The sequence below is a fragment of the Pseudoalteromonas sp. A41-2 genome, assembly GCF_015767615.1.
GTDB classification, from domain to species: Bacteria; Pseudomonadota; Gammaproteobacteria; order Enterobacterales; family Alteromonadaceae; genus Pseudoalteromonas; species Pseudoalteromonas lipolytica.
In genome coordinates this window covers 1,670,738-1,684,187 of sequence record NZ_CP065231.1, presented here as the reverse complement: position 1 = coordinate 1,684,187, position 13,450 = coordinate 1,670,738, and the positions used below count along the sequence as shown (strand labels likewise).

Here is a 13,450-nt window from a genome sequence, read left to right as displayed (position 1 = left end):
AAGCTTTTGGATCAATCTGGTGCAAAGCCTGTGTTTTCGGTGCATAGATTATTCTTAAATAATTAAAAAACCTGTGTGACTTAGGTAATTATTTCTGTTAAAACAAAGATTCGCAGTTTTAAAATTATTGTTAACTGCGCACATAATTGGAATGAGGAGTCACTATGTGTTCAATTTTTGGGGTATTAGATATTAAATCTGATCCTGCCCAATTGCGAAGCCAAGCAATTGAGATGTCAAAACTATTAAGGCACCGCGGACCCGATTGGTCTGGCGTGTATTCATCAGAGAAAGCAATTTTAGTTCATGAACGACTTGCCATTGTTGGTGTGTCAAGTGGTGCACAGCCGCTTTATAATCCAGAGCGTACACATATTCTCGCTGTCAATGGTGAAATCTATAACCATAAAGAACTAGCGGCAAATTTAGAAACCGATTTTACCTTTCAAACTCAATCTGATTGTGAGGTTATATTAGCCCTGTACAAACAAAAGGGGCCTGAGTTTTTAGATGATTTAAATGGTATTTTTGCTTTTTGTTTATACGATGAAGAGCAAGATGCCTACCTAATCGGTAGAGACCACATTGGTATTATTCCGCTTTACACAGGTCATGACGAACATGGCAACTTTTATGTTGCGTCAGAATTAAAAGCACTATCGCCAATTTGTAAACATATTGAAGAGTTTCCACCGGGGCATTTTTTATGGAGCAAAGACGGTCAGCTACGTCGTTATTATTCACGTGATTGGCAAAGCTATAACGCGGTAAAAAACAATGATGCAAAAGTGAGTGATGTTAAAAACGGTTTAGAAGCAGCCGTTAAACGTCAATTAATGTGCGATGTGCCCTATGGTGTATTACTTTCTGGTGGGTTAGATTCGTCTGTTATCTCTGCAATTACCCAACGCTTTGCAGCAAAACGTATTGAAGACAACGACGAGTCAGACGCGTGGTGGCCTAAACTTCACTCTTTTTCGGTTGGGCTTGAGGGCTCGCCAGATTTAGCGGCAGCGCAAAAAGTAGCCGATATGATTGGCACTATTCACCACCCTATTCACTTTACCATTCAAGAAGGTATTGATGCACTGCGTGAAGTCATTTACCACATTGAAACGTATGACGTAACAACCATCCGTGCATCAACCCCCATGTACTTAATGGCACGTCAAATTAAGGCAATGGGCATTAAAATGGTGCTTTCTGGCGAGGGAGCTGATGAATTATTTGGTGGCTACTTGTATTTCCACAAAGCCCCTAACGCACAAGAGTTTCATGAAGAGCTAAATCGTAAAGTCTCTAAACTTAATATGTTTGATTGCTTGCGTGCGAATAAATCAATGGCGGCATGGGGTGTTGAAGCTCGCGTACCATTCTTAGATAAAGAGTTTGTCGATATTGCAATGCGCATTAACCCAGAAGCCAAAATGTGCAAAGACGGTAAAATTGAAAAACACATCATTCGCGAAGCATTCGATGGTTACTTACCTGATGACGTATTATGGCGCCAAAAAGAGCAGTTTTCTGATGGTGTAGGTTATAACTGGATAGATACCCTTAAAGAATATGTGAGCATGCAAGTTAGCGATCAAGAACTTGCCAACGCAAAATATAAATACCCTATAAATACACCGGATTCAAAAGAAGCGTATTTTTATCGCAGTATTTTTGAAGATCATTTCCCTGGAGATGCATCAGCAAAGTGTGTTCCTCATGGGAAATCTGTTGCATGTTCAACACCTGAAGCACTTGCTTGGGATGAATCATTCCAAAATAATGCGGATCCTTCGGGTCGTGCTGCTGGCGTTCACAACGACGCTTATAAAAAATAATAGCGAGAGCTGCAAGTCACAAGCTTGCAGCTTTTTTAGTATTAATCTGTTCGTTCTGAAACAATACTGTCATTAAACTTTTTTACTTTTTTCTTAACTTTGTTTAAAAACCCATCAAAAAACTGAGAAAATTGATTTTATTCGGCTATTTAGCGCCTAAAGCATTTACATTTTCCCTCTAACTCCTACACTAAAGACTACTATTTGGTACTAAATTGATTTGTCTTCAAACTATTTTCACGTTTATTGCGTAAAAATATTCTTTGGGCAAACGTGTTCCAACCGGCCATTTAGCTTTCTGCTAGATAAAATTACAACAAGAGGTATTCATGAGCGAACATCATGACAAGTACAGCATCGACAATACGGATTACACTGTCGGCCAAGACAATGTACAAAAATGGGGGTTTGATGTTCACAACCCTGTTTTTGGCATTAGTGCAGGTTTAATTGCAATCTTTTTAATTGCAACACTTGTTTCAGACCCCGAAATTGCAAAAGCAACCCTTAACGGTATCAAAAACGACATTATTAATAATTTTGATGGTTTTTTTATGTGGTCAGCAAACTTATTCGTATTGTTTTGCTTTGCATTAATCATTTCACCCTACGGTAATATTCGTTTAGGCGGAAATGAAGCTCGCCCTACTCACTCGCGTATTTCATGGCTTGCCATGTTATTTGCGGCCGGTATGGGGATTGGTTTAATGTTTTGGGGCGTTGCTGAACCGGTTGCTTACTACACTGGTTGGTATGAAACACCACTCGGTGTTGAAGCAAATACCCCTGAAGCCGCAAAAATGGCTATGGGTGCAACCATGTTTCACTGGGGCCTTCACCCGTGGGCTATTTATGCAGTCGTTTCACTATCACTAGCGTTCTTTTGTTATAACAAAGGTTTACCTTTATCTATTCGCTCAATTTTCTACCCTATCTTAGGCGATAAAGCATGGGGATGGCCTGGCCACCTTATTGATATTCTGGCTGTGCTTGCGACCTTATTTGGCCTTGCCACTTCGTTAGGTTTAGGCGCTCAGCAGGCCTCTGCCGGTATTAATCATGTATTTGGGACTGATGCAGGCATCGGTTTGCAAATTGGCGTTATTACTGGTGTTACCTTGCTTGCGGTGATTTCGGTCATACGTGGTATTGATGGTGGTGTTAAGCTGCTAAGTAATATCAATATGGTGATTGCCTTTGTACTGCTTGTATTTGTTGCTATTGTTGGTTTTGCTGCAGCCTTTGGTAATATACCGAATACGGTGATGGGTTATGTCGAAAACATTATTCCACTGAGTAACCCACATGGCCGTGAAGACGAAACATGGATGCACGGCTGGACTGTATTCTACTGGGCTTGGTGGATTTCATGGTCACCGTTTGTAGGTATGTTCATTGCGCGCGTATCTGAAGGACGTACAATTCGCGAGTTCTTAATTGCCGTATTACTCGTTCCTACTGTTGTTACTATCTTCTGGATGTCAATTTATGGTGGTATCGCAATTGAACAAGTGGTTGATAAAGTCGGTGTACTAGGTGAAAAAGGCCTAACCGATGTACCACTGGCTATGTTCCAAATGTTTGAAGCATTACCTATGTCTCAAGTGCTGTCGTTCATTGCTATTGTGCTGGTGTTAGTGTTCTTTATCACGTCTTCTGATTCAGGTTCATTAGTTATCGATTCGATTACCGCAGGCGGTAAGGTTGATGCCCCTGTACCACAGCGCATTTTCTGGGCAACCATTGAAGGCGCAATTGCGGCTGCATTAGTATGGATTGGTGGAACACAAGCCATAGAGGCGTTACAAGCTGGTGCAGTATCAACAGGCTTACCTTTTACATTCGTGCTGTTGCTTATGTGTGTGAGTTTAGTGCTTGGGCTTAGAACAGAGCCAAGAACTCGCTAGACAATATGGTATTAAAAGACGCCGCAATTGCGGCGTTTTTTATTATGAGAATTATTACTTTAGTTAAATTAGTAACGCTCGTAATGGCGTGTCTGGTCGATAATGATACGCTAATTGTGCCTGCAAAAGCTCAGCGGTTGCGATTGCATCCGTTAAGGCGTTATGATTTTGATATGCAGGTAACGAATAACGAGTTCGTGAGTCAGCTAATCTTACCGAGCCAAGTTTGGAGTTAAATAACCGACCAAGTAATCCCTGTTTCGCTTTAAGCGCTCTTCTTTCAAGTTCTAAGGTGTCTATTACTGCAAACTCTAAACCTTCACCTAATCGTGCGTTTAACGCTTGATACAGGAAGTGGCGTTCAATAGGCGCAAAATGCACAACAATCACTTTACCAGCTAATGCGGCTAATAACGGCTCGATTATCGACGAGAAGTCAGGCGCGCCAGTTAACTCGGAGTGTGTAATGCCATGAATGACTATTGACTCTTCATCGAGCTTTTGCCTTGGTTGAACAAGCCAATGTGCACTGTCTTTGCAATAAATTCGTTTTGATGTGAACGGCACCAGTCCGACACTAACAATATCATCTTTATCAAAATTTAGACCGGTCGTCTCAAAATCTAACGCAACCAGTGGTACTTCACTAATCGGTAAATTAAGGTCGTTTACCGCACTTTGATAAAAATGTTGTATACAAGGATGACGACTCGTCGCTGATAGCGCTTTATAACGCGCAGGCCAGTTTTGTTTTGCGCTATTAGAGGTCATTACTTCACACCTGAATTAGCTGAATAACGGAATTTTAAGAAGTTCTGTGCTTTATCTAAAATCGCAAACGCTTCTTTTAAATTTCGCTGTTCAAAAGGCGATAGCAAATGTGGCTCTAAATCGTTGTCGGGCGCTTCATCTAGCTTTTCTATTTGCCAAGCCTGATGACGAATACGGATCATGGCGATATATTCAAGGGCATCTCGTAAGTCTTGCGCTTTTCCTTCTGGTAATAACTTGGCATCAATTATATCTTCAAGTCGTTCAAATGAGTTTTGCTTACGGCTGCCTATCGCTAAAGCATGCACACGGATTACATCAGACAAAGGGGCTGTGCCACGACGTTTTAAGTTCATTGAGCGTTTATGTTGACCATTATGCTCTAATACAAAGTCTTTAAAAAAGCCCAGTGGAGGCGTTCTATTACGTGCGTTAGCTGCCATATTCGCTAAGAAACGCTTATTGCTGCGCCCTTCTTTAGCAATAAACCGTTTTAGTTCCTCTGCCCATTTGGTTTTGCCGTAAACACCATCAAGATCAAAAAATATTGAACTGTGCAATAATGCTTGTGGTTTTGGCTCTGCTATCCAACTAGCAAATTGTTCTTGCCACTGCTCCCGCGTTAAACGCCATTTTTTAAATGACGCCATAATTTCACCATCGCAGTACTTATAACCACACTCAGCCAAGCCATCACAGACAAAGTCAGCAAGTTTTTGAAAATATTCATCATGTAGAGATTCATCAAAACTATTGTCTAGAATAATGGCGTTGTCTTGATCTGTAACGATTAATTGCTCATCCCTTGCCATTGACCCCAGTGCAATGAAGCAATAAGGCACAGGAGGCGGACCAAACTTTTCTTCGGCTAAATCGAGTAGACGCTGTTTAAATGTTCGCCCTATCACCGCCATGGCAGTGCCAATCATATGAGAATTCGCATCTTCATTAACCATTCGCACAAATACATTAGGCAACTGGCGCGCATAATAAGCTAAGTCTTCAACAGATTGCTGAGCAAGAATGCCACGCACCAGTAATAAACTACTTTGCGATTCATAGCGCAAAATATCTGATAACGAAATAACCCCAATGGGTTTTTTCTTAATAACAACGGGTAAGTGATGAATATTATCTCTGAGCATCGCTAGTACGGCTTCAAACACGTAGGCGTTGCTATCGAGTAATACAAGATCAGTCTGCATTATTTGCTGAGCATGAGCTTCGTAACTTAATCCTTGTGCAATAACACTGGAACGTAAATCGCGGTCAGTTATGATGCCAACAACTTGGCCATCGTCATCATCAGGGTCATCGCTAATGGGTTTATCAGCATCAGTAACCAATACTGACGACACCGACTCTTGTGTCATCAACTGCGCAACAAACTGAACTGTTGCATCTTTTGCGACCGTGACCACATCTCTGTGCAGTAATGACTTTACTTTTGCGGTAGTTAAATCATTGCTATCGGCTTGCTCGACGATAGCTTGGTGCAAACGTACATTACCATCAGCCTCAAAGAAATCTGCAAATGGCTCGTATTCGTCGCAATACTGGTTAAACAACTCCACATTAATGCAATAAACAAGTGTGTCTTCGAGTGCTTTTGCCGGAAAACGTACTTTACGATTCATTAGCAAACCCATTTGGCCAAATATGCCCCCCACCGTTAAGCGGTTATATAATTCACCATCACGGCGATACATTTCCACGGCACCGGTACGAATAACATATAAATCGGCTATGTCGTCACCGTAATTTAATATCTCGGTGCCAGCACGAAAATAAGCAATTTCAATTTGCGACGCTAATTTATTTATTGCCTCTTCTGGTAAGTCATCAAATGGAGCATGATCACTTAAAAATTGTGCAATATCGATGTGTTCGGCTTGCATACGCATACCTAGATTGGGTGTTTTTATTGATTGTGGAGGTAATTGGCTATTTTTTCAAAGAAAAATAGCCAATTAAGGTCGATTAAGCGTTTTCTAACTCATCGGCAAGGTGTTTAGACTCATCACCACGAGGTTTGGTAAAACGTGCTAAACCAAGGTAAATAACGGGGGTTAAATAAAGCGTGAATAATACCGCTAAGGCTAAACCACCAAACACCACCCATCCAATGGCATTACGCGCTTCGGCACCAGCTCCTGTCGACAAAATAAGCGGCAACGCACCCAGTAAGGTAGATACCAACGTCATAGCAATCGGGCGTAAACGAACTAACGCAGCTTCTTCAACAGCGACCCTCACTGAGCGACCTTGGTCACGTAATTGGTCAGCAAACTCCACCAGCAGTATCGCATTCTTAGCAATTAAGCCAATCAACATAACTAAGCCTATCTGCGAGTAAATATTTAATGACGTACCCGTTAAATACAAAGCCAAAATAGCCGACGTGATACCAAAAGGCACCGTGATCATAACCACAATCGCACTGTTTACGCTTTCAAATTGTGCCGCGAGCACGAGTAAAACAATTAAAAAAGCCAATACGTAGGTTAACAGTACTTCATTAGCGGTTTCTTCAAATGTAAGTGCTTCGCCTTTAAAGGCAAGGCTAATACCATTCGGTAAGTTAGTCTCGGAGATGTCACGAATTTTGGTGACCAATTCAGCGATAGTGACATTTTCGGGTAGTTCCATACTTAGCTCAATTGCACGACGCTGTGCGTGGCGCTCAAGCTCAGCTGCCACGCCTTCTTCAGTAATCGTTGCAACACTGCTGAGCGGCACAAGCTGACCATCTCGCGCCCCAACGTATAAGTTGGCCAGATCATTTGGATTAGTAATGGTTTGATTTTGTGCCTGCAACATAATAGGAATTGATTGATCACCAATGTTTAAATCAGCAATATCATCACCATTTATCGCCGCTCTTAACGTGATTGAAATATCACTTAAAGACACACCAAGCTCCTCTGCACGGCGTCTGTCTATATTAACCCGTAACTGTGGCTGCGACGGTTGGTACGAAATTCTCACTGGCGCAACCTCTGGAATTGCGTTTTCTATTTCAGCTGAGAATGCCTGCGCTGCTTTAAATATTTCTAAATAATCTTGGCCAAGCAGCGCCAGCTCAATGCCACCCCCTTGACCACGCAAATTTAGACTGTTTGAACCACCAGGGTAACCAGCTGCACCAGGAATATTACCCAGCGGTCCACGTATTTTATTAATGATTTCTTGCTGACTAAAGTGACGCTCATCCCAATGCTTTAAAGGCACGGTAATGAATACAATATTGGGATCCCATTGCCCAACAACGGTATATATTGACTCAATTTCGCCACTTTCTACAAAAGGCAGTAATATATCTTCCATTTGCACGGCTTGCCTATCCATAAAGTTAAGGCCGACCCCGTCGGGGCCACGCGCAAAAATTCGAATTTTGCCTCTGTCTTCTGTGGGCAATAATTCGTTATCAAGGTTCATATACAGTGCACCTGAGCCCGCAGCGACAATTAAGCACACAAAAAATGTAATCCATGCATGGTCTAATACACCATGAATCGTGCGTTTATAAACAGCCGCTAAGCCATGCCCAAGTTTTGCAAATGGATGAAATCCCCCTTGCTTTAATTTAAGTTTAGAGGTTAATGCAGGGACTAAAGACAATGCGACAAAACTAGAGATAATCACTGCGCCCGCGAGCACTCCACCAAATTCACGAAACAACCGCCCCGCTGTTGATGGTAAAAACGCAATAGGTACAAATACTGCGGCCAATACAGCCGTGGTGGCCACCACCGCAAAAAATACTTCGCGAGTACCAATTACCGCAGCGGCTCGCCGCCCAAGTCCTAGGCCGCGTTGACGTTGAATATTTTCACTCACCACAATCGCATCATCAACAATTAAACCTGTCGCTAATACTAAAGCCAGTAACGTTAATATGTTGATTGAGAAACCCAACGCCCATATCAGCGCGAGCGATCCAATTAAAGCAACGGGAATCGCAAAAGCAGGCACCAGTGTTGCGCGCCAAGAGCCAATAAACACCCACAGCGTTATAACAACTAGCAACACGGTGAGTAACAACGAGTTGATTACTTCGTCTACTGAGCTGCGAATAAACTGTGCGTCGTCGGAGGTGAGCGTAAATTCCATTTCGGGGAATCGCACACGCATTTTTTCAATCAGTGTTAATACTTCATCTGAAATTTCAATGGTGTTCGACTGGGCTTGACGAATAATCTCCATGCCAATAACAGGTGTGCCATTTAATCTTACGAACGAACGAGGATCTGCAGGGCCAAAATACACAGCGGCGACATCGCCGATACGCGTGTCATCACGAACAATAATATCTGCGACTTGTTCTGCTGAAATTGAAGTGGCATCAGCACGGACGATGACTTGTTGATCGCTCGACTTTAAACTCCCTGCCGGAACATCAAACGGCGCTTGGCGTAATACATTAGCAATGTCGGGCACAGTGAGATTAAAGCTACTTAATTTAAGGGGATCGATTCTAACCCTTAAAACTCGTTCACGGTCACCATTTAAACGTACATCAGCCACACCGGGAATGGTTAAAAATTGCGGGGCTAAGTCTACATCAACGCGTTCGGTCAGTGCTTCAAGAGATAATGTATCACTCGAAACAGTTAGTGACACAACCGCTTCAGCGTCGTTGTCGGCCTTAATAATTGATACCCGTTCAACTTCTTCGGGAAGTTCGCGTTGTACCCGTGCAACCGATTCACGCGTTTCGTTTGCAGCATCATCTAAGTTAACACCCGGGCGAAATTCGACCACGATACGTGCGTTGTTTTCTTCACTTTGCGCTCGAATCGACTTTACCCCACTTACACGTGCGACTGCACCTTCAAGTTTACTTGTTACTTCGGTATCAACTGTTTCAGGTGAACCACCCGGAAACGACGCTGACACCGTAATGCGTGGCCTGTCTACATCTGGAAGCTCTCGTACTTCTACGCCAGCAATCGCAGCAATACCCGCAATAATGATCAATAAGTTCAACACCACTATTAAAACAGGTCGGCGAATTGCCATTGACGGCAAGTCTTCCATCATTGGTTGTTGCTTCATCATTACTCCTTGGCAAGCTTAACGTCGTTAGCAAATGTCAGCTCTTGGTTAGGGCGTAATCGTTGTACCCCCTCTGTCACTAACAAGTCGCCTTTATTTAACCCCCCTGATACGAGCAATCGCCCTGCTAAACGCTGCTCAATTTTTACATCAACACGGGTTGCTTTTTTATCGACACTTTTCCATACATACGGACCTGCGGCACCCCACATCATGGCTGCTTCTGGGACTACAGCATATTCATCGCCTCGAATATTAATGTGCACGCGAAAGCTCATGCCTGGCATAAACTGCTTTTCATTGTTATCTAGTTTTGCTTTGGTTCTTATCGTGCGTGTTTGTGCATTGATACGTGAGTCTAACTCAGCCACTGTTGCGGTATACACTTTATCACCTAACCATGGAATAACCTCTACCTCAGACTTCTGCTTAAGCACAGAAATTGCGGCCTCAGGCGCATTAAAATTAATATACAGCTGAGAAATGTCATCGATGGTCGCTATTGCAGTTTGTGCGGTGATCCTGTCCCCAACTTCTACATCGGTAAGGCCCATTACGCCGCTGAAAGGCGCCCGGATCTCACGATCTTCACGTTCAGTTTTAGCGTGCATTAACTTTACTTTTGCTAGTTCATAAAGGGTTTTAGCATCATCTAAATCGCTTTGCGGAACAGCACCTCGGGCATGACTCTCTTCAAGCCTTTTCATGGTGCGCTCGGCATCTTTTAAGGTAATTTCAGCTTCTTTAAGGGCGGCTTGTTGTCTGCGTGAGTCTAGTTCGAGTAATAAATCACCTTTTGACACATTATCGCCCGGTTTAAAATACACCGCGGTCACTCTGTCACCCACTGCGGGGTACAACGTAACTGAATGAATCGCCTCTGCGTTTCCAACGGCTTTAATTTGCTGTTTTGCTTTTTCAGTTGTAACGGGTTCAACAACCACATTGGCCGCCTGTGCAACAGATATGCAGGAAATACAGGCGATTAAGGTCCATGAATATAATTTGCCAATTGTCAAAAGTTCACCTAAATAAGAATCGTTTTAATTGTTACGAAGTGTAACAGCTTTGTGATCAATAAAAACAAGACTTCGTTTAATAAACAAAATGATGAGGCGAAATTAATAATACCTGTGCTTATATTCAAGTGCTCTGCTTCAAGGTAATAAATCCTATCGAAAGCGATGTAAAACAGTGCACCTATTTAGTCGTTAAATGGGGTGTGTTATCACGGTGATATTTAGCCACTTACTGGCATTAATTAGCTGTATGAGTGGCAAATAATTTTTAGGTCATAAAAAAGCCCCAGACTATGCTGAGGCTTGTATATTATGCATTAGAAGTGGAAACTTATTGTTGGCGCTGTGCTTCTTTTTGCGCTTTTTTAGCTTCTTTACGTTTACGAAGTACTTCTTGAGCTTCGTTGCCAATGTGGCCTTCGCCACGAGCTTGTGCTAATTCGATTTGCTTTTGACGCTCAGCAAAACGAGCACGCTGCTCTTCTGTTAGGCTGTCGTGACAGTGATGGCACGATACACCTTCCATGTATTCTGGCTTTAACTTTTCGTCTTCTGTGATAGGCATACGGCACGCATGACATTGGTCGTATGAACCTTTTTGTAAGTCGTGATTAACCGCTACACGGTTATCAAATACAAAACATTCACCTTCCCACATGGTTTCTTCTTTTGGTACTTCTTCTAAGTACTTAAGAATACCGCCTTCTAAATGGAAAACTTCGTCGAAACCTTGTTCTTTCATATACGCCGTTGATTTTTCACAACGGATACCACCCGTACAGAACATAGCCACTTTTTTGTGCTTTTCAGGGTCAAGGTTTTCTTTAGCCCACGCAGGGAATTCACGGAACGTTTTAGTTCGTGGATCGACCGCGTTTTGGAAAGTACCAATTTCGATTTCGTAATCGTTACGCGTATCGATTAAGATCACTTCAGGGTCTGAAATTAATGCATTCCAGTCAGCTGGTTTTACGTATGTACCCACTACTTCACGCGGGTCGATACCTTCAACACCCATGGTTACGATTTCTTTTTTCAGTTTAACCTTAGTGCGGTAAAACGGACATTCATCGTCGTATGACTCTTTAGTCACAATGTTGTCTAGGTTTGGTTGTGTATCTAACCATGCAAGTAGATTGTCGATACCTTCTCGCTTTGCAGACACCGTACCGTTAATACCTTCAGCCGCTAATAACAAGGTACCGCGTACTTCATTTTCTTCCATCACATTGAGTAATGGTTGGCGAATTGCTTCAAAATCTGGAAGGGCTACAAATTTGTAGAGTGCGCACACAACGAAGTGTTCGCTGGTTACATTGTCTTTATGTACAGCAGTCATAGGTTACCTTTTGCTTTAAATGCCATAATTGGCGTTAACCGAATCGCAAATCCGGCGCATTGAGGGCGCGTATTTTACGCGAATTAACACTAATTGCAAAAACTCTAACGAAATAGCTGTGTTTTTACTGTCTCCAACTATGGCAAGTACGTTATAATAAACACGATTTACTAATTTTGCTCATCGGAGATTAAGCATTGCATTTTACTGAACTTGGGATTGATACACGCCTCGAAAAACAACTTGCGCATCAAGGCATCACCCAGCCCACCGATATTCAAGCTCACGCGGTACCAACAGCTATCGCGGGCCATGACATTTTTGCACAGTCAAAAACAGGGTCGGGCAAAACGCTGGCGTTCTTATTACCCGCTGTACAGCGCGTAATGAAACAAAAAGCACTCAGTAAACGAGATCCTCGCGTTTTAATAGTGGCCCCTACTCGCGAGCTGGCTACTCAAGTGTATAGCCAACTTAGGCTACTAATTGCTGGCACAAATATAAGCGCGGTGAAAATTTTAGGTGGTGAAAACTTTAACGACCAAATTAAGGCGCTTCGTAAAGACCCTCATTTTGTTGTGGGCACACCGGGTCGTCTTGCTGACCATTTAGGGCAACGCTCATTGCAGCTTTCGGGCCTTGAATTACTCATTTTCGATGAAGCAGACCGTATTTTAGATTTAGGCTTTACCGAGCAAGTTAAAATGATCAACGAACTTGCCGATCATCGTTTACGTCAAACTTTATTGTTTTCGGCGACGCTAGATCATGCACAGGTAGATGCTCTATCACGTAACTTATTACGTTCACCAAAACAAATTTTATTAAGTGCCTCTAACGAGCAGCACAGCGACATAACGCAAAAGCTTTATTTAGCGGATCACCTTGATCACAAAGAAGCCCTACTTGAGCACTTTGTAAAACAAGACGATGTTGGTCAGTGCATTATCTTTACTGCAACCCGCGCCGACACCCAACGTTTAAGCCAATGGCTAAATGATAAAGGCTTTAAAGCGCAAGCGCTTGCTGGCGATTTAACGCAAACAAAACGTTTGGAGATCATGGACGCTTTCAGTCGTGAGAATTTTAAAATATTAATTACCACCGACGTCGCATCACGTGGTCTTGATTTATTAAGTGTTACTCACGTCATTAACTTTGATTTACCTAAACATGCCGAAGAATACGTTCACCGTATTGGCCGTACAGGACGCGCCGGTTTTAAAGGCACTGCAATATCGCTTGTCGGTCCAAAAGACTGGCCTAGCTATAAAGCAATTAAAGCATTCTTAAATGATGAACTTAGCTTTTTCACCGTCGAGGGCTTAGTAGGTAAATTTAAAGGCCTACGCGAGAAAAAAGCGGATACTGTTTGGAAAAAAGCAGAAGAAAAAATATCTGCAAAACCAGTGAAACCTAAACGTAAAGCCGCTCCTAAAAAACCAAAAGCGCCAGTTAAACCCCCTATTGATGTGGATGGTTTTTCACCTATGCGTCGTAAGAAAAAACCAGAACAGGAATAAT

The 13,450-nt window shown here is 42.6% G+C and carries 8 protein-coding genes; 3 read left to right on the top strand and 5 right to left on the bottom strand.

The genetic code is table 11. From position 1 onward, the window contains the following. Window positions 1–164: 164 nt before the first annotated feature. Window positions 165–1,832, top strand: a complete 1,668-nt coding sequence (gene asnB / locus IT970_RS07690) for an asparagine synthase B (RefSeq protein WP_196857722.1) — start codon at window positions 165–167, stop codon at window positions 1,830–1,832. Between the two features lie 329 nt (window positions 1,833–2,161). Further along, window positions 2,162–3,739: a BCCT family transporter gene (locus tag IT970_RS07685; RefSeq protein WP_036968526.1), complete on the top strand. Its 1,578-nt coding sequence runs from the start codon at window positions 2,162–2,164 to the stop codon at window positions 3,737–3,739. A 63-nt stretch (window positions 3,740–3,802) separates the two neighbouring features. Here IT970_RS07685 and IT970_RS07680 read toward each other — a convergent pair whose 3' ends face one another. The 5 genes from IT970_RS07680 to trhO all read right to left on the bottom strand — a co-directional run bounded on the left by IT970_RS07680 (window position 3,803) and on the right by trhO (window position 11,926). Next, window positions 3,803–4,510, bottom strand: coding sequence for a 3'-5' exonuclease (locus IT970_RS07680; protein ID WP_196857721.1), 708 nt, complete (start codon window positions 4,508–4,510; stop codon window positions 3,803–3,805). Then, window positions 4,510–6,408 carry a DUF294 nucleotidyltransferase-like domain-containing protein gene (locus tag IT970_RS07675; protein ID WP_118844240.1) on the bottom strand — a complete coding sequence of 633 codons (1,899 nt, stop codon included), beginning with the start codon at window positions 6,406–6,408 and terminating at the stop codon, window positions 4,510–4,512. The genes IT970_RS07680 and IT970_RS07675 overlap by 1 nt, the downstream gene beginning before the upstream one ends. Window positions 6,409–6,490: 82 nt before the next feature. Continuing rightward, the gene (locus IT970_RS07670; protein ID WP_081759716.1) at window positions 6,491–9,568 is read right to left on the bottom strand and encodes an efflux RND transporter permease subunit; all 3,078 of its coding nucleotides are present in this window, start codon (window positions 9,566–9,568) and stop codon (window positions 6,491–6,493) included. Between the two features lie 2 nt (window positions 9,569–9,570). After that, on the bottom strand, window positions 9,571–10,587 hold the full coding sequence (locus tag IT970_RS07665) for an efflux RND transporter periplasmic adaptor subunit (protein ID WP_036968538.1): 1,017 nt from the start codon (window positions 10,585–10,587) through the stop codon (window positions 9,571–9,573). A 331-nt stretch (window positions 10,588–10,918) separates the two neighbouring features. After that, window positions 10,919–11,926 (bottom strand): oxygen-dependent tRNA uridine(34) hydroxylase TrhO, encoded by a 1,008-nt coding sequence (trhO, locus tag IT970_RS07660; RefSeq protein WP_118844238.1) that lies wholly within the window; start codon window positions 11,924–11,926, stop codon window positions 10,919–10,921. 197 nt (window positions 11,927–12,123) lie between these two features. Here trhO and IT970_RS07655 point away from each other — a divergent pair, with 197 nt between their 5' ends. Further along, complete coding sequence (locus IT970_RS07655) at window positions 12,124–13,449, top strand: DEAD/DEAH box helicase (protein ID WP_065979896.1); 1,326 nt, start codon at window positions 12,124–12,126, stop codon at window positions 13,447–13,449. Window position 13,450: the final 1 nt, after the last annotated feature.

Excerpts from the sequence above, each read along its gene's own strand:
- asnB (WP_196857722.1), top strand. The coding sequence starts at position 165 with ATGTGTTCAATTTTTGGGGTATTAGATATTAAATCTGATCCTGCCCAA.
- IT970_RS07685 (WP_036968526.1), top strand. The coding sequence starts at position 2,162 with ATGAGCGAACATCATGACAAGTACAGCATCGACAATACGGATTACACT.
- IT970_RS07670 (WP_081759716.1), bottom strand. The coding sequence starts at position 9,568 with ATGAAGCAACAACCAATGATGGAAGACTTGCCGTCAATGGCAATTCGC.
- IT970_RS07675 (WP_118844240.1), bottom strand. The coding sequence starts at position 6,408 with ATGCAAGCCGAACACATCGATATTGCACAATTTTTAAGTGATCATGCT.
- IT970_RS07680 (WP_196857721.1), bottom strand. The coding sequence starts at position 4,510 with ATGACCTCTAATAGCGCAAAACAAAACTGGCCTGCGCGTTATAAAGCG.
- trhO (WP_118844238.1), bottom strand. The coding sequence starts at position 11,926 with ATGACTGCTGTACATAAAGACAATGTAACCAGCGAACACTTCGTTGTG.